Source organism: Mesorhizobium sp. LNHC232B00 (genome assembly GCF_000502435.1).
Lineage (GTDB): Bacteria > Pseudomonadota > Alphaproteobacteria > Rhizobiales > Rhizobiaceae > Mesorhizobium > Mesorhizobium opportunistum.
This window is the reverse complement of the sequence record NZ_AYWP01000007.1, coordinates 139,363-156,394: the sequence shown is the minus strand read 5'-3', so window position 1 is coordinate 156,394 and position 17,032 is coordinate 139,363. Positions and strand designations below refer to the sequence as shown.

At 63.2% G+C, this 17,032-nt stretch carries 15 protein-coding genes and 1 pseudogene; 14 read left to right on the top strand and 2 right to left on the bottom strand.

Annotated features, from left to right (window positions below; genetic code table 11):
- Nucleotides 1-106: 106 nt before the first annotated feature.
- Both X743_RS01000000168880 and X743_RS157215 read left to right on the top strand, forming a co-directional pair.
- Nucleotides 107-450 (top strand): annotated as a pseudogene (locus X743_RS01000000168880) (nitroreductase family protein); the annotation flags it as partial.
- Nucleotides 451-505: 55 nt separating this feature from the next.
- Entirely contained in the window at nucleotides 506-1,423 is a 918-nt protein-coding gene (locus X743_RS157215; protein WP_023765436.1) for an NADP-dependent oxidoreductase, read from the top strand.
- A 174-nt stretch (nucleotides 1,424-1,597) separates the two neighbouring features.
- Here X743_RS157215 and X743_RS157220 read toward each other — a convergent pair whose 3' ends face one another.
- On the bottom strand, nucleotides 1,598-3,454 hold the full coding sequence (locus tag X743_RS157220; RefSeq protein ID WP_023765435.1) for a DUF4396 domain-containing protein: 1,857 nt from the start codon (nucleotides 3,452-3,454) through the stop codon (nucleotides 1,598-1,600).
- A 200-nt stretch (nucleotides 3,455-3,654) separates the two neighbouring features.
- On the opposite strand from X743_RS157220, the gene X743_RS157225 reads away from it, so the two are divergent.
- From X743_RS157225 to X743_RS1000000170530, 12 genes are all read left to right on the top strand, one after another.
- A complete protein-coding gene (locus tag X743_RS157225; protein ID WP_023765434.1) occupies nucleotides 3,655-5,163 on the top strand; it encodes a multicopper oxidase family protein in 1,509 nt (502 codons plus the stop codon).
- Nucleotides 5,160-5,723 carry a cytochrome c gene (locus tag X743_RS157230; RefSeq protein WP_023765433.1) on the top strand — a complete coding sequence of 188 codons (564 nt, stop codon included), beginning with the start codon at nucleotides 5,160-5,162 and terminating at the stop codon, nucleotides 5,721-5,723. Before X743_RS157225 ends, X743_RS157230 begins: the two co-directional genes overlap by 4 nt.
- Before the next feature lie 121 nt (nucleotides 5,724-5,844).
- On the top strand, nucleotides 5,845-6,603 hold the full coding sequence (locus tag X743_RS157235; RefSeq protein WP_023765432.1) for an SDR family NAD(P)-dependent oxidoreductase: 759 nt from the start codon (nucleotides 5,845-5,847) through the stop codon (nucleotides 6,601-6,603).
- A 172-nt stretch (nucleotides 6,604-6,775) separates the two neighbouring features.
- Nucleotides 6,776-6,961 carry a hypothetical protein gene (locus X743_RS1000000172775; RefSeq protein ID WP_023765431.1) on the top strand — a complete coding sequence of 62 codons (186 nt, stop codon included), beginning with the start codon at nucleotides 6,776-6,778 and terminating at the stop codon, nucleotides 6,959-6,961.
- A gap of 152 nt (nucleotides 6,962-7,113) precedes the next feature.
- A complete protein-coding gene (locus X743_RS157245) occupies nucleotides 7,114-7,755 on the top strand; it encodes a GntR family transcriptional regulator (protein WP_245264208.1) in 642 nt (213 codons plus the stop codon).
- A gap of 90 nt (nucleotides 7,756-7,845) precedes the next feature.
- Complete coding sequence (locus X743_RS157250) at nucleotides 7,846-8,697, top strand: transporter substrate-binding domain-containing protein (RefSeq protein WP_023765429.1); 852 nt, start codon at nucleotides 7,846-7,848, stop codon at nucleotides 8,695-8,697.
- 72 nt (nucleotides 8,698-8,769) lie between these two features.
- Nucleotides 8,770-9,483 carry an ABC transporter permease subunit gene (locus X743_RS157255; RefSeq protein ID WP_023765428.1) on the top strand — a complete coding sequence of 238 codons (714 nt, stop codon included), beginning with the start codon at nucleotides 8,770-8,772 and terminating at the stop codon, nucleotides 9,481-9,483.
- Nucleotides 9,480-10,172 carry an ABC transporter permease gene (locus tag X743_RS157260; protein ID WP_023765427.1) on the top strand — a complete coding sequence of 231 codons (693 nt, stop codon included), beginning with the start codon at nucleotides 9,480-9,482 and terminating at the stop codon, nucleotides 10,170-10,172. The genes X743_RS157255 and X743_RS157260 overlap by 4 nt, the downstream gene beginning before the upstream one ends.
- Nucleotides 10,173-10,302: 130 nt before the next feature.
- Nucleotides 10,303-11,889, top strand: a complete 1,587-nt coding sequence (gene ggt / locus X743_RS157265; protein ID WP_023765426.1) for a gamma-glutamyltransferase — start codon at nucleotides 10,303-10,305, stop codon at nucleotides 11,887-11,889.
- Nucleotides 11,890-12,066: 177 nt separating this feature from the next.
- Nucleotides 12,067-13,587 (top strand): acyl--CoA ligase, encoded by a 1,521-nt coding sequence (locus X743_RS157270; protein WP_023765425.1) that lies wholly within the window; start codon nucleotides 12,067-12,069, stop codon nucleotides 13,585-13,587.
- Between the two features lie 2 nt (nucleotides 13,588-13,589).
- Complete coding sequence (locus X743_RS157275) at nucleotides 13,590-14,570, top strand: 2-dehydropantoate 2-reductase (RefSeq protein ID WP_023765424.1); 981 nt, start codon at nucleotides 13,590-13,592, stop codon at nucleotides 14,568-14,570.
- A gap of 93 nt (nucleotides 14,571-14,663) precedes the next feature.
- Nucleotides 14,664-15,056, top strand: coding sequence for a lysozyme inhibitor LprI family protein (locus tag X743_RS1000000170530; protein WP_023765423.1), 393 nt, complete (start codon nucleotides 14,664-14,666; stop codon nucleotides 15,054-15,056).
- 250 nt (nucleotides 15,057-15,306) lie between these two features.
- Here X743_RS1000000170530 and X743_RS157280 read toward each other — a convergent pair whose 3' ends face one another.
- Nucleotides 15,307-16,878, bottom strand: a complete 1,572-nt coding sequence (locus tag X743_RS157280; protein WP_023765422.1) for a pilus assembly protein — start codon at nucleotides 16,876-16,878, stop codon at nucleotides 15,307-15,309.
- Nucleotides 16,879-17,032 lie beyond the last annotated feature (154 nt).

The following is a 17,032-nucleotide window of genomic DNA, read 5'->3' as shown; positions in this document are numbered from 1 at the left end:
GCCCATCATGATCCTTTTGCGCATCATACTGAGCTAATTCAGTCTCGAAATTCTCACTCGCCCCCGTAGATTAGGCTCCGCAATCACTTGATAAGGGAGCCATCCAATGAACTGCATCAGCCGCGCCACCACCGGACCAGCGACCCGTGTAGCCGCCGAAATCTTCCGGGAGACCGGGAAGAGCGAAAACACTTTCGCGACGAACGTCGTCATCGAAACATCCTGAGCCGCAGTGCCGCGAAGTACTACGACCCCACTGCAATGCTGACCGTTCAAATCCGCGATCTGGTGCGCATCGGCACGTCCGCGCCGACATCCTTCCACCTGCAGAACTGGCGCTTCGTCGACGTACGCTCGCCGGAAGCCAAGGCACGGCTGCGTCCGATCGCCTGGAATCAGTCCGCGATCACCGACGCGGCCGTGACCTTCATCATCACCGGTAGGCTGGCCGGAACCAGAGCGATAAATTACCCCGAACCAACAAATCACTGAGGAGACAATTCCCATGAAAGCGATCGTAGCAACGGATCAGGCTGCAGGAACGGCCGGCATGAAGCTGGTGCAGCGGCCCGAGCCGCAGGCGGCAATAAACGATGTCGTGGTTGAGGTTCATGCGGCGGGATTCGTCAACACCGAACTGGAGTGGCCTTCGACCTGGGCCGATCGAGCCTTCCGTGACCGGACGCCATCGATCCTCGGCCATGAGCTAGCCGGTGTGGTCACTGCGCTCGGCTACGGCACCACGGGACTGTCAATCGGTCAGCGAGTGTTCGGCCTCGCCGACTGGCATCGCGACGGCACGCTCGCCGAGTATGTCGCCATGGAGGCACGCAATCTCGCGCCGCTGCCCGGCGACGTCGACTTCACGGTGGGTGCGAGCCTGCCGATCTCCGGCCTGACCGCGTGGCAGGGGCTGTTCCAACATGGCCGCCTTCAGGCGGGGCAAAGCGTGCTCGCGCACGGCGCGGCCGGTGCCGTCGGTTCGATGGTGACGCAGCTTGCAAGGGAGGCCGGAGCCCATGTCATCGGCACCGGACGCGCCGCCGACCGCCAGAAGGCGCTCGACTTCGGCGCGAATGAATTCGTCGATCTCGACAACGACAAACTAGAGGAGGTTGGCGGCGTCGATCTGGTGTTCGACGTCATCGGCGGCGATATCCAGAAGCGGTCCGCAGCCCTGATCCGGGCCGGAGGAACGCTTGTGACGGTCGTCGGACCGACGGATATTCGACCTGCAGATGGCCTGACGGTTGACTTCGTCGTCGAGGCTGATCGCGGCCAGCTTTGGGAGATCGTTCAGCGCATCCGGAACGGACGACTGCGGACGAATATCGGCAAGGTCTCGAGCCTGGATGACGCCGTCGCCACCTTCAACTCGACCGAGCGGCGTGCGGGAAAGACGGTTATCCGCGTTCGTCCCTAGGAACTTTGGGGAGAGAGGGCGGCCCCTCTCTCCTCGACTATGGTCTGCTCATCTCAACGGGCCGCGCTGAGCGATGTGACGACGCGGCTACGACTGGCCCATCGAAGGTCCTTTCGAGCGGCGCCAAAAATCGCGGCATCGGTGAAGCGATCTGTGACTTGCGGTTAGCCCCCGTCAGCCTACCTCGATGACAGTCATCAGTCCGCCGCCGCCCTTGTCCTCGACATTGTTGTTCGTCGTGTGGTGCGGGATATGGCAATGGATCAGCCACTTGCCGGGGCGCTGTGCCTTCCAGACCACGTCATAGCGCTGGCCAGGCCCGACATTGATGGTGTCGGCAAGGAAGCGTGCGGCGGCAGGGATAGTCTCGCCGTCGCGGGCGACCACCTCGAACGGCCCGCCATGGATGTGCATCGGGTGGATGAAGCCGTTGTTGGTGCCGATGAAACGCACCTTGAGCGTCTCGCCGACCTTCATGCGGATCGTGTCGGTCGCAGGATAGGCCTTGCCGTTGATGGTGAAGAAATTGGGCATGCCGCCATCCATCGGCATCGACGGATAGGTCAGCCCCTCCCGCACCAGCCACTCTTGGAGCTCGATGACATAGTCGTGGTCCGCCGCCACTTCGTCGGTGGGGTTGGCGGGATCGATGATCAGCGCGCCATAAAGGCCGAGCGCCTGGGTCCGGTCGGGCTTGGCATGCGGATGGTAGAAGTAGGTGCCATGCTGGGTGGCCGTGAACTCGTAGGAATAGCTCTGTCCGGGCTCGATCGGCTTTTGCGTGATCTCGGCCGGCCCGTCCATCTGGTTGGGCAGGATCAGCCCGTGCCAATGCACCGTGGTTTCCTCCGGCAGGCCGTTGGTGAGGTTGATGCGGACGCGGTCACCCTGGCGAATATGGATGCGCGGCCCCGGGATCTGACCGTTATAGGCATAGGCGTCGACCGCGACGTCCGGCAGGATCTGCCAGCGCACCACCGATGGCCTGAGTTCGAACACTTTGACGCCGTTTTCCATGCGGAACGGCAGATCCTGGTCGCCTTTTGCCGCCAGTCCGTAGGAGGCGGTGACGAGCCGCGGCGAGGTCGCCGCCATATCGCGCATGGCGTCCGCCGGCGTGTCGCGATCCATGATCATGCCTTGCGGCATGATCACACCGCCGACATCGCGGGCCGATAGTGTCAGGTTCAGCCAGTTCGCCGGCGCGGCCATGCCAAGCGCCAACGCAATCGCCGACACCACGCCGAGCGCGGCAATCTGCGGAGTGGTGGCGTCCGAGCGCATGCCATGGCCGGCGCTGCCCTTGCCGGAAGCCGATTTGTGTCCCTTCTGGTGATGCTCGTGCCCGCCAGCCGCGCCCTGATCCGGGCGCTCGGTCATCAGGCCATGCTTCAGGCCGCGCGCGACCAGCCAGACATTGGCGGGATAGGCAAGCGCGAAGCCGGCGATGACGCCGATCGACATCACGCCCCAAAACAGCAGCTCCGTCGGCTCCATGGCGCGCATGTCACGGCCCATCATGAGGAAGCTCATGACCGGTGCCATGCCGGCCATCATGAAATTCATCGAGATGAATTCCGGCAGGAAGCTCTTCCTCACATTCTCCCAATAGCTGCCGCCCATCATCGACTTCATGAACAGCGACTGGAAGATGAACAGGCCGAAGGCAAAGCCGGCGAGATATTCGACGATGAGATCGAGCCACATCGGCAGGCCGAGTGCCGCCGTGATGACGGCGGCCAGAATGATGCCGGTCGCATCGCCGGCGACGCAATGGATGGTCGAGCCGACACCCTGCTTCCAAAGCGTGCGGGTGAAGGCCTCGTGCTCGCCGGGTCGCGGCTCCTTGTCGGCCAGCACATAAAGCAGCAGGCCGAGCGGACCCATATAGAGCGTCACCAGGATGAAGCCCCATTTCATCACCACCGGCTCGGGATTGTTGCGGTACTGGTCGAAGCCGACATAGAGGGTCGAGGCCAGGGCGAGCGTGAACCAGGCGACAAGAAAATAGTCGATCGGTTGGATGAGCATGGTCGGGCTTCTCGCGCTTGTCGATGAAACGGCAGGTTGTACCAGCCATTGGGGTGAACGCGGCCGAAGCCATTGCGATCCATCGGCTGGAAATTCCAAACGCCGAACCGTCGATCGCGCTTGACCTTCCCGCCACTGGAACGTTTAGCGTCGGCAAGTCGTATGGTGAGGCCCTTTGCCTCGACATAGAGGAGCGAAAAATGCATCGACGCGGTTTTCTGGCGGCAGGCCTGGCAACGGTCCTGGCGAGCCCGCGCGCGCTCGCGCAGAAAAAAATGGATGACATGTCCACCATGCCCGACATGGAGATGAGCGGCCACGATATGGACGCCATAACGCAAGGCGCCATCATGCTGCCAGAGGGCGAGGCGTTGCGTGCGCTGCCGTTGCTTGCAAACGAGGCCGCCCGGCCCAGCATGTTCAAGGCGAAGCTGACGGCGGAGGCAGCTATCGCGCGCTTCGCCGAGGGGCTGGAAACGCCCATCCTTGCATATAACGGGTCGAGCCCGGGGCCGCTGATCGAGGCCTTCGAGGGCGATCGGGTCGAGATCACCTTCGCCAACCGAATCAACAGCGAGGCAAGCACTATCCACTGGCATGGCATGCCGGTGCCGGCCGACCAGGACGGCAATCCGATGGACCCGGTGGCTGCGGGCGCCGATCGCGTCTACGCCTTCGACCTGCCGGAAGGCAGCGCCGGCTCCTACTGGTATCACCCCCATCCGCATGGCAGGACGGCCGAACAGGTCTATCGCGGACTGGCCGGCGCCTTCGTGGTCAAATCGAAAGCCGACCCTGTTCCGGCCGAATATGGCGACATGGTGCTGATGTTGACCGATCTGCGGCTGGCCGCCGACGGCTCGATAGCCGGCAACACCATGACCGACCTGATGAACGGCCGCGTCGGCGACCAGGTGCTGGTCAATGGCCAGAGGAACCCGAGGCTTGCCGTTGCAAAGGGCGACAGGCGGCGCCTGCGCTTCTACAACGCCACCAATGCGCGCTTCCTGAAGCTCGCCTTCGAAGGCGCGGCGATGACAATCGTGGGAACGGATGGCGGACTCATCGAGGCGCCGGTGGCGGCGGACGAGATCCTGCTCAGCCCGGGCGAGCGGATAGAGCTCGTCGTCGCCTTCGATAGGCCCGGTCCCGCTACCCTGGGCACGCTGGACTATGATCGCGGCTGGATGGGCGCGGGCCGCCCGGCCGATGCTGGTCTGACGTTGCTGACGGTCGATGTCTCGGAAACGCCGGGAGCAGCGATGCCGCCGCTGCCCACGCGATTGCGGCCGATCGCTCCGCTCTCCGCCCCTGCTGTCAGCCGGCGTCTCGTCTTCGCCGAAATCATGGCGATGAACGCAACCGGCATGGAGATGGGCTTCCTGATCAACGGCAAGGCCTTCGACATGGCGCGTATCGATATCGTCTCAAGAGCCGAAGAGACGGAGCTGTGGGAAATCGTCAACCAGGCCGATATGGACCATCCGTTCCATGTCCACGGCACGCAGTTCCAGGTGATCGAGCATGAGCGCGACGGCAAGGTCTCCAAGCCACCTTTCGTTGCGTGGAAGGACACCGTCAACGTGGCGCGTGGCGAGACGGTGCGGCTTCTGTTGCGCCAGGAGCAGCCCGGCCGGCGCATGTATCACTGCCACATCCTGGAGCACGAGCAACTCGGCATGATGGGCGTGCTCGACGTGCGGGCATGAGGGCCGGCATAGCGCCCGGAGCGGCGACGCTGGCGCTTGCCGGCTGGATGGTTCTCTGCTCATCCATGGCGCCGGCCTCGAGCGATGCGATCGTGGCCGCCCGCCAAAACTCCATGAAGGCGATGGCGGCGGCGGCAAGAACCATCGCCGAGATGTTCGACGGCAAGCGTGAGTATGATGCCGGCGGGTTCAAGGCGGCGGCCGATGCGCTCAGCGCCCACACCAGCCCTGCCCTGCTCGCCGAATTCCCGGCCGGCACACTGGGCGCGCCGTCTGGCGCCAGGGTGGAGATCGACCAGGCGAGGCCAGAGTTCGAAGCGCTCGCCCGCCACATCGGCAAGCTCGCCTCGGCACTCGTCGCGAAGGCCGACAAAGCCCCGGCCGAAATCAGTGATGACATGCGGATGGGAGCGGGTCTGCCGATGGATGGCGGCAGCCTGCTCGGCAAGCGGCCAGACACCGCGCAGGCCGATCCGGCCACGCTGCCGGCGGAACATCTATTGCATCTCATCCTGCAGGATTGTTCGGCTTGCCATTCGAAATTCCGGCAGAAGAAATGAGAGTTGGCTCGATCCTCACCGCTCGGGGCGTCAAATCTTTTTCCATGGACTATATGGTTCGGCGATCGCGACCACCGCTGTCCGGCTGTGCGCGACGAAACCCAGCGGAGCTGATTGAGCCATGACGTCCACCAGCATCAAGCGCGCTTTAATCACCGGCGCCGGAGCCGCCGACGGCATCGGCTTTGCCATTGCCCGGAAGCTCGGCAATGCGGGTCATGCCGTTTTCCTGACCGGCGCCAGTGCACGCGTGCTCGATCGCGCGGCGGAGCTCCGCACCGAGGGCATCGATGCCAATGCGGCGGTCGCCGATCTCACCAGCGCAGCGGAGGTCGAGCGGCTGCGGGCAGCCGCCGGCGCGGTCGACATCCTGGTCAACAATGCCGGCATGGGCTCCTTGGCATCGCCGTCGGTCGACAAGGCGTTTCTCGCCATGACCGAAGCGGACTGGGACCGAGGCATCGACGTCAGCCTGAAGACGGCGTTCCTGGTCACCCGCGCGTTTCTGCCGGCGATGGTTGAGGCCGGCCATGGGCGCATCGTCAATGTTGCGTCGGTCACCGGACCGCTGGTGTCGTTCGAGGGCACATCTGCCTATTCCGCCGCCAAGGCCGGCATGGTTGGCCTCACGCGCACGCTGGCGCTCGAAGTGGCCCGAAGCGGCATCACGGTCAATGCCGTGGCTCCCGGCTGGATCGAAACCGGCGCGTCGAGCGAAATGGAGCGGATGGCGGCTCTGCAAACGCCGCCGGCGCGGGCCGGAAGGCCCGACGAGGTTGCCGCGGCGGTCGCGTTCCTGGCCTCGGAAGGGGCCAGCTATGTCAACGGCGTCCTGCTGGTGGTCGACGGCGGCAACAGCTTGCAGGAACGCAAGGGCTGAAGCCGTCCAACGGCATCGGCCTGAGATAGACAGCCAGGCAACAACAGCAGATCGCCAATCCGCCGATCGGATATTTCAGGGCGACCGGCCGCTCAGGACGCCTGGCCAGAAAACTCTGATAGTCGGACTTCGCCTGCAGCAGGCGCAGCACGTTGTTGCGCGAGCCTCGGACATGGGAGCGGGCCAGCCTGCCGGCGCTGCCGGCGTCGCCGGCGCAGATCGCCTCGACGATCTCGGCATGCCACAAGAGCTCTGTTCAGCCATAGTGCTGACACTTGTCGATGTCGCACAGCATGCCGTGCAGCATGGCATTGCCGCTGATTTCGGCAATCACCATCCCAAAGACTCGCCGAAATAGATCGTGCCGGTGGTGCACCGCACCGTTATCGGCTTCTGAACGTCGTCCCCGAGGTATTGACGATGCAATAAAATGCGGATTTGATGATACGTGGATACAAAAATACTTTTTAGGTGCCCCCCATGCCAGCAGCCTTTTCGGCAGAGCCACAGATGCCCGCCACTGCGGAGGAAGAGGCGTACAGGCACGTCCAGAGAGCCCTTCGCTTCGGCCGCTACAAACCGGGCGACAGGCTTATTCCGGAGGAGATTGCCGCCGAGATCGGCATGAGTCGCATGCCGGTGCGCGAGGCCTTTCGGCGCCTGGCCTCCGACGGGCTGGTGGTTCTGCGGCCCAATCGGGGATGCGTGGTCGCAGGCCTGACGGTCGATGAGCTTTACGAGATTTTCGAAATTCGCTCGGTTCTGGAGGGACTGGCCGTAAGGCTGGCGATGCCCCGGATCGATGAGGAGGAGTTCGAGGAACTCGAACGCCTGCTCGAGCGCATGGAACGCGCGGGCCAGAGCGGCAGCAGCGACTGGGTGGTCCGCCACCAGGAATTCCATGGCCGTATCTGTGCGCTAAGCCGGAGACCCAAGCTTATCCACCAGATAGCGGCGCTGCATGTGGTGATAGAGCCCTACATGCGCATCTGGTTCGACGATTGTGACAAGCCGCATTCTGCACGCGAGGAGCATGCCGCCGTGATCGCGGCTCTGCGTTCAGGCGACGAACTTCAAGCGGAAAAGGTGATGCAGGATCACATTCTCAGCACGGCACCGATGCTGGCCGAGTTCGTGAGACCGAGCCGGTGACGAACGCCGGCCGGACAGGAATGGCCTCGAACCGGCAATGCGGCCGGACGTAGGAACAGCTCGATCATCCTATCAAAAAAGGGGAACCACATGAAAGTTTGTCGTTTGGCCGCAGTTGCGGCCGCACTCAGCATGTTCGGCTTCATGCACACCGCATTGGCCGAGGACGCGCCCAAGGCCATAACCATCGCCACGGAGGGTGCCTACGCTCCGTGGAACTTCACCAACGCGGACGGCAAGCTCGACGGACTGGAGATCGAACTCGCCAACAATCTTTGCGAGCGGATGAAGGTCAAATGCACCATCATCGCTCAGGACTGGGACGGACTTATTCCTTCGCTGAAGGTCGGCAAGTTCGATGTGATCATGGCCAGCATGTTCATCACGCCGAAACGCCTCGAGACCATCGACTTCACCCAGCCCTATGCGATCGACCCGGGCGGGTTCGCAGCCGCCAAGGATAGCGATCTGGGGAAGCTCGGCGCTTTGACCGAGAAATTCAAACTGGACGATGAGGCTGCTTCCCAGGCTGCGGTCGACAAGTTGAAGCCCCTGCTGAAGGGCAAGGTGGTCGGTGTCCAGGCGGCCACGGCCATGCTCGAATTCGTCAAGAAATACTTCGGCGACACGGTGGAGATCCGCGAGTACAAGACGACCGAGCAGCACGATCTCGATCTGGCCGCGGGCCGCATCGATGCAATATTCGCTCAGAAGACAGCGCTCGCCGCGACGCTCGCAAAACCCGAATTCTCGGGCTTCACGGTTGCAGGTCCGGGCTTTGTCGGCGGCTTGTTCGGCGCCGGAACGGGTGCGGGACTCAGGAAGGAGGACGCCAAGCTCAAGGAAATGCTAAACGACGCGATCAGCGCCGCCATTGCCGACGGGACCATTAAACGCATCTCGGAAAAATGGGTGAAAACGGACGTGACGCCGGTCAAGTAGCCACGTGTATTCTGTCCGGCCGGTTGGCATCAACCGATCGGCCGGATGCCGTGCTGAACGATCAGGTTTCACATGACGGACACACTCCATATCCTTTCCCTGGGCAAGGGCGGCTGGGGCGAAGCCTTGCTGCTGGCAGCCGGCGTGACATTTTCGCTGTCAGTCCTCGGGTTCCTGCTCGGCGCTCTCTTCGGCGCGGTTGCAGCAGGAGGCCGGCTCTCCACGAGAGCTTTGCCGTCATGGGTCGCCAAGGGCTATGGCACGGTGTTCAGGGGTGTGCCCGATCTGTTGACGATCTACCTGCTCTACTACGGCGGCAGCATAGCATTGACTGAGATCGGCAAATTCTTCGGCAGCGCGGGCTTCGTCGGGCTGCCGACATTTGCGACCGGCGTCCTGGCGATCGGCATCATTTCGGGCGCCTATCAAGCCGAGGTCTATCGCGGAGCGTATCTTGCCGTCGATCTCGGCCAGTTCGAGGCTAGCAAGGCGCTCGGCCTGTCCCGGTTCCAATCGCTGCGTCTCGTCATCGTGCCTCAACTGATGCGGCACGCCCTGCCGGGTCTCGGAAATGTCTGGCAGCTTGTGCTCAAGGATTCGGCCTTGATCTCCGTGATCGGCTTGGTGGAATTGATGCGGCAATCTCAGATCGGCGCGGGATCGATGCGAGAGCCCTTCGTCTTCTACGTAGCAGCCGCGACGCTGTATTTCCTCATCGCTGCCGTGACCGGATCGGTCTTCCGCTACGGCGAGGCACGGGCGTGGCGAGGCATGGTCCACGCATGATCGACTTCGCCTTCTTTATAGAGATCATTCCCACCCTTCTCTCCGGCTTGCCGTTGACCTTGCAACTTGCGGGGTTGTCGATCGGAATAGGCTTTGCCTTGGCCCTGTTGCTCGCACTGGCGCAGCAGGGAAACCATCGGATGCTGGTCTGGCCCATACGCTCCTTCGTTGCCGTCTTTCGCGGCACGCCATTGCTCGTCCAGATATTCCTCATCTATTACGGCCTCGGCCAGTTCCGCCCCACACTTCAGGCAGTTGGGCTCTGGTGGCTGTTTCGCGAGCCCTATTGGTGCGCCATCATCGCGCTCAGCCTCAATACCGCGGCCTATGGCAGCGAAATCCTGCGGGGTGCGATACAGGGTGTGCCGCGCGGCCTTGTCGAGGCGGCCTCTGCCTTCGGCATGACACGGCTCCAGACCCTGCGCCTCGTCGTTCTGCCCTTGGCGCTGCGCCAAGCCATACCGAGCTACAGCAACGAGATCATCCTCATGGTGAAGGGTACGTCGCTTGCATCGATCGTCACCCTGATGGAAGTAACCGGCATCGCCCAGGGGCTTATTTCGCAGACCTATCGCGCCGTGGAGGTTTTCGTGGCCGCGGGCGCGATCTATCTGACTATCAATTTCACGATCATCTCGGCACTGAACGCGCTGGAAACTTGGCTCACGCCTTATCGGGTCCGAGCCTGATACGCGTCTGGCGCAACGAGGAGAATTGGCGAAATGCGCAGTGTCGAGAAGCCGAAGCGATCCGTTGCGGTGTCGTGTTACGCCATGGCGGCAGCGTCGCGTCCATCAGACCAAGGGATACAAAGACAGAATGCGTGATTTCCAGTTTCCCGGCCGCTCGCCGGTTCGTGCCACCCAAGCGATTGCCGCGACCTCGCATCCGCTTGCGAGCCTTGCCGCGATCGACATGCTGCGCGCCGGCGGCAATGCCATGGACGCCGCCGTTTGCGCCGCCGCCGTGCAGGGCGTGGTCGAGCCGCAGTCGACCGGCATTGGCGGCGATTGCTTTGTGCTCTACTGCCCGAAGGGACAAGGCGACGTGCTGGCCTTCAACGGTTCGGGCCGTGCACCTGCGGGCGCCACCGTCGACTGGTATCTCGACAAGGGCTTCGACGAGCTTCCGAAGCAGGGACCACACGCGGTGACCGTGCCGGGCGCCGTCGATGCCTGGAGCCGGCTCGTGGAAGACCATGGCCGCAAAAGCCTGGCCGAGGCGCTGGCGCCGGCCATCCACTATGCCGAAAACGGCTATGTCGTGCATGATCGCGTCGCCTTCGACTGGGCCGAGCCGGAGATCGACCTGTCGGCGGACGAGCATGCCGCGCGCATCTTCCTGCCGGGCGGCAAGGCGCCGAGGGCCGGCGACATCCACCGCCAGCCGGAACTCGCCGCCACCTTGCGGACAATCGCCAAACAGGGCCGCGCCGGCTTCTACGAAGGCGCGGTCGCCGACGACATGGTGCGCCGGCTCAATGAGCTGGGCGGGCTGCATTCGCACGAGGATTTCGCGGCGACCAAGGGCGACTATGTGGCGCCGGTCAGCACCACCTATGGCGGCTACGATATCCACCAGATGCCGCCGAACAATCAGGGGCTGACGGCGCTTTTGATGCTGAACGTGCTGTCGGGCTTCAAGCTCGGCGGGCTCGACCCCAATGGCGCCGAGCGGCTGCATCTGGAAATCGAGGCCGGGCGCCTCGCCTACCAGGATCGCGACCGTTACCTCGGCGACCAAGACCAGGTTCATGTGCCCACAAAACAGCTCCTTTCCGCCGCCTATGCCGACCGGCTGCGCGCCGAGATCGACCGGGACCGCGCCATGACGCATCTGCCGCGCCTCGACCTGCCGGGCAGCGATACGGTCTACATCTCGATCGTCGACCGCGACCGCAACGCGGTCTCCTTCATCAACTCGACCTATTATTCGTTCGGCAGCGGCGTCGTCGGTCCGAAGAGCGGGGTCGTGCTGCAGAACCGTGGCTCGAGCTTCCGCCTCGACCCGGCGCATCCGAACGCCATCGCGCCCGGCAAGCGGCCGATGCACACGATCATGCCCGGCATGGCGACCAGGAACGGCCGCGTGGTGATGCCGTTCGGCGTCATGGGCGGCGGCTACCAGCCATTCGGGCATGTGCATCTTTTGACCAACATGATCGATTTCGGCATGGACCCGCAGCAGGCGCTCGACGCGCCAAGGGTGTTCTATAATGACGGCATGGTGGAGGCTGAACGCAACGTTCCGGCCGAGGCGCTCGAAGGGCTGCGCCGGCGCGGCCATCGCTTAGCCGAGCCGCAGCATCCGCTTGGCGGCGGACAGGCGGTGCTGATCGACTGGGAGAAAGGCACGCTCACCGGCGCCTCCGATCCGCGTAAGGACGGGATGGCGCTTGGATATTGAGGTGGAGAATCACATTCCAAGAGTTGGCGCTGCCTGCCTGCCGGCATCCTCTCCCCGTATAGTGACGGGAGAGGGGCGCTGTCGTCGATGGTTTCGCCAATCGCCAACGTTGAAAAGAAGGGGCGGCGCTGGCGCTGGACTTTCATAAGCAGTCCTTTCGAAACATAGTCGGTGATCATGACCCAGACTGAAACCTACCCCGACCTTTCCCGCCGCCTCGTCGCCGGCGCCGAAGACGCGCCGGCAATCCTGGCGCCGGACAGGGCGACGCTCACCCATGGCGAGCTGCGCAGCCTGATCAAGGCCACAGCCGAGCGGCTGCATGCGCTCGGCATCGGTCGCGGCGACCGGGTGGCGATCGTGCTGCCTAACGGGCCGGAGATGGCCACAGCCTTCGTCGCGGTGGCCGCCGCCGCCTCGACGGCGCCGCTCAATCCCGCCTATCGCGCGGACGAGCTCGATTTTTATCTCACCGACATCGGCGCCAAGGCGATCCTTGTTGCCGAAAACGAGGCCGGCCCTGCGGTTGCGGTGGCCGAGCGGCTCGGCATCGGCGTGCTCAGGCTTGTCGTTTCGCCGGCTGCCGGAAGTTTCACCATCGAGGGCGCGGCTATCGGTCCGCAGGCGACGCCTGACATGGCGGGGGATGGCGACATCGCGCTTCTGCTGCACACGTCGGGCACGACATCGCGTCCAAAACTGGTGCCGCTCAGCCATGCCAACATCGCCGCCTCGGCAGCCCATATCGGGGCGACGCTTGGCCTGACGGCCGATGACCGCTGCCTCAACATCATGCCGCTGTTCCACATCCATGGGCTGATCGCGGCCGTGCTGTCGTCGCTGGCATCGGGCGGCAGCATCTACTGCACGCCGGGCTTCAACGCGCTGCGCTTCTTCCAGTGGCTGGGCGAGGCGCGGCCAAGCTGGTACACGGCGGTGCCGACCATGCACCAGGCGATCCTGGCCCGGGCGGCGCGCAACACAGAGGCATTGGCGGCCGCGCGCCTGCGCTTCATCCGTTCGTCCTCGGCATCGCTGCCGGCGCAAGTGATGGCCGAACTGGAAGCGACCTTCGGCTGTCCGGTGATTGAATCCTACGGGATGACCGAGGCCGCCCACCAGATGGCATCGAACCGGCTGCCGCCGGGCCTGCGCAAGCCGGGCAGCGTCGGCGCCGGCGCCGGTCCGGAAGTAGCGGTGATGGCGCCGGACGGCCGGCTGCTCAAGGCCGGCGAGACTGGCGAGATCGTCATTCGCGGACCCAATGTGACGGCGGGCTATGAGAAGAACCCAGACGCCAATGCCACGGCCTTCGCGCATGGCTGGTTTCACACCGGCGACCAGGGCGTGCTCGATGGAGACGGTTATCTCAGGGTCACCGGCCGGCTCAAAGAGATCATCAACCGCGGCGGCGAGAAAATCTCGCCGCTCGAGGTCGATGACGTGCTGATGGATCATCCGGCGGTGGCGCAAGTGGTCACCTTCGCCATGCCACATGACAGACTGGGCGAGGAAGTGGCGGCCGCGGTCGTGCTGCGCGAAGGCTCGAGCGCCACCGAAAACGAGATCCGCACCTATGCCGCGACACGGCTCGCCGACTTCAAGGTGCCGCGCAAGGTCGTGATCCTGGACGAGATCCCCAAGGGCGCGACCGGCAAGCTGCAGCGCATCGGCCTCGCCGCCAAGCTCGGGCTTTGACGATGAAGATCACCATCTTTGGCGCCGGCGCGATCGGCGGCTATCTCGCCGCCAAGCTGGCGATCGCCGGCCGCACCGAGCTGTCGATCGTCGCGCGCGGCGCCCATCTCGAAGCGATCAAGGCAGATGGCCTGCGCCTGATCGAGGATGGCCAAGAAACGGTAGCGCCTGTCCGGGCCGCCGCCAAGGCCGAGGAGCTCGGCGTGCAGGATACTGTGGTGCTGGCCTTGAAAGCCCATTCGCTGACCCCTGCCCTGGACCAGATCGCGCCGCTGCTTGGGCCGGAAACATCAGTCGTCACCATGCAGAACGGCGTGCCGTGGTGGTACTTCCATGGGGTGAGGGGGCCGCTCGAGGGCATCAGGCTGAACGCGGTCGATCCCGGCGGTGCGATCTGGCAGCGGATCGGGCCGCAGCGCGTCATCGGCGCGGTCGTCTATCCTGCCGTCGAGGTCGACGCGCCCGGTCTCATCCGCCATGTCGAGGGCAAGCGCTTCTCGCTCGGCGAGCCCTCCGGCGAGCGCAGCGAACGCGTCACCCGGCTGGCGGAGGAGATGGTCAAGGCCGGGCTGCAGGCGCCGGTGCGCGAGGACATCCGCAGCGAAATCTGGGTGAAGCTGTGGGGCAATCTTTCCTTCAACCCGATCTCGGCGCTGACCGGCAGCACGCTGGCCGCGATCGTCGCCGACGAGGGCACCCGCACGCTTGCCCGCACCATGATGCTGGAGGCGCAGGCGATCGGCGAAAGCCTCGGCGTGCGCTTTCCGATCGGGGTCGACAGGCGCATCAAGGGTGCGGGCGATGTCGGCGAGCACAAAACCTCGATGCTGCAGGATCTGGAGCGTGGCCGCCCGATGGAGATCGACGCGCTGGTGAGCGCGGTGCAGGAGCTTGGCCGGCTAACGAACAAGCCGACACCGACCATCGACGCGGTGCTGGCGTTGGTGCGGCGGCTGGCGGTGGCGCGCGGGTGTTATGGGTGAGGCGAGGCATGACGGGGCAAGTCTTGACGCGCCCGCAGGCTGCCCAATGTATCGTTCCCAACATTCAGCCTTTGCGATCAAGGAACCGCCTGCATGCTCCGACATGCCTGCCTTCTCGGAATTTTAGCCATCACAATGGCTCATCCTGCGATGGCGCAGAGCGATGCCGACATGAAAGCGTGCGTTGGTCGGTCCGGCGGCGTCACGTCGGAAATGCTGGATTGCGGGAAAGTCGAGATCGACAAGTTCGATGCCAGGTTGAACGCAGCTTACAATACTCTGATGCGTCGGGAACATGGTCCTGAACGTGCACGATTGCAGCGCGAACAGCGCGCCTGGCTAAAACATCATCTGCAAGAAACACACCGTCTTGCCACCGATCCGGACAATGGATCGGCTGCTTTCCTCACATCTCAAGGGTTTGAACTGGACGATTTGAGCGCACGAACAGTCGAACTCGAAAAACGAGTCCAGAAAAACCCATAGCCATCCAACCAGGATTGCTCCTCCATGGGGTCCCGATCATGGCGGTTTGATCCACGGACCTGCCGCCGTCGTGGGTGCCTTGATTGTCAGCGCGGTTCTTTATTTCACCAGCGGCATGACCGATGCGGCTCTTCGCAACCGCCGATGCCGGCGCGCCGGCCTCATCAGAAGGCATCGCTGGCTGTGGAGCGCGGGCGTCATGGGGGAGCGGGCAGAGCGGCTTGCCGTTTCTGTGAAACGGTGAACTGCTCTAATTAACCAGCTGGAGTGTCGTGAACTTTCCAGCGATGGTTTGGAATACATTCGGCAATTTGCTGGGATCGTTGACAGCGTAGTAGTCAGCCGGATTTGTCGCGCATTTGCCGTAAAGTGTCCGGTTCGCGGCCGTGTCGGATTGCAGGGTAATGGTGTAGATCTGAACCTGCTGCGCCTTCAATTTATCGCAAACGTCGAGCGTCCATCGATCCACGGAGCGTGCGGCGTCTGTCTGGTTACTCGTCCCGAACCGGCCAGACGAAAGGTAGCCATAGGAAGTGTAGTCCGACTTTTCCGGTTCGGCGCTCGCGCCGTAAACGACATTCTCGCCGTCGGTAAGCAGAACGACGATTTTGCTCGTATTCGGAGTCTTCCAGGGCGCGCCGTCGGTGTACGGCGGGGCCGGTGAAAGCACCCGCATGCCCCAAGAGAGCCCCTCGGAGACATTGGTGCCGGATCCGTTCCACTCTTGCATCTGGGCAGCAGCCGTCCGCAACTTGTCCAAGTCAGTGGTCAACGGCACGACCGGAGTCGGGCAGGCTCGGTTGGGGCCGACTGTCAGAGGCGCATATCTGTCGTTGATCTTTTTCGCCTTGGGGTTTTCATACTTGGCGATCTTTTTATCTGTTCCCTTCGTGTCCGTGCCGTCCTGAACGTCATCGGAAAGATAGGAGTTGTTATAGACCTTGGCGTCGTTGCCATAGCTCGCGGATGGACTGGTTGCATCACCGGGGTCATCTGGAGCGAAATAGGGCACGAACAAGGTGTTGGCGTCAGCTTGGTCCGGCGCTACGTCGGAAATGGCAGCGCTTCCGGGACGCGCCTCGACGCAGCCCTTCCATCCCGTCCCTTGCCAACCGGTTCCCTGTGCCAGGTCCCTGAACAGGTCCATGTGGTTTACGCGCTTGCCATCGGGCAGCAGGGGAAAGTTCGCGCCGTTGTTCGGCGATTTGCCTGCCATGTCTATCCATGAAGGGTCAAATTTATCGCCATTTACGTTGACAGCGGTGACGAAGGGCACAATCGCGGCGGTCACCTTCCGATCGGGTGACTTTGCTCCATCCAGATTATCAAGAAGTACCTTGGTAGCGTCCCTGAGAGCCTTGATTTTGGCACCGGCCATCGAGCCCGTGTTGTCCAGCACGAGCACGACTTCGAGGTTGTTCGTCGCTTCTACACCCCCGGCATCCACTTCGATGTGCTGGTTGTCGCCGAACAGGAAAGCAAAATAGAGGTTCACGTCCGCGGAAGCGATGGCCTTGGTCTTGACGTAGTTGAAGCCCTTGTCGACCGACAGGATCAATTTCGCGTTGGTGAGTTCCGGGTGATTTGCGACGTTGGCCTGGAAATAGCCATCAAATGCAAGTCTGCGGGCCGCTTCGTCGTCCGACAGGTGCGACGAGGATAGGGTCGCGGCGTCCAAAGCGTTCTGCAGGTTGACCTTGGCTCGCATGACGCTGGATACGTCTGCTGCAAAGCCGACGGCCGCCAGGATTGCTGGCGCAGCCAACGCAAACAGTAGCGCGAAATTGCCGCCTTCCGACCGCCAGAATTTATTGATGACCATGACCCGCCCCTCGACTGATACGGCATATGACCGAGTGTTGGTTTACGGGCGGTTGATTTATCAGCACTCGCGCATGTGACGACAAACTTGGTAAATTAAGTTCTGAGGAGACCAAGCGTCTTTTCGACGCTGAACCGACGGATGTGCCGTGGCC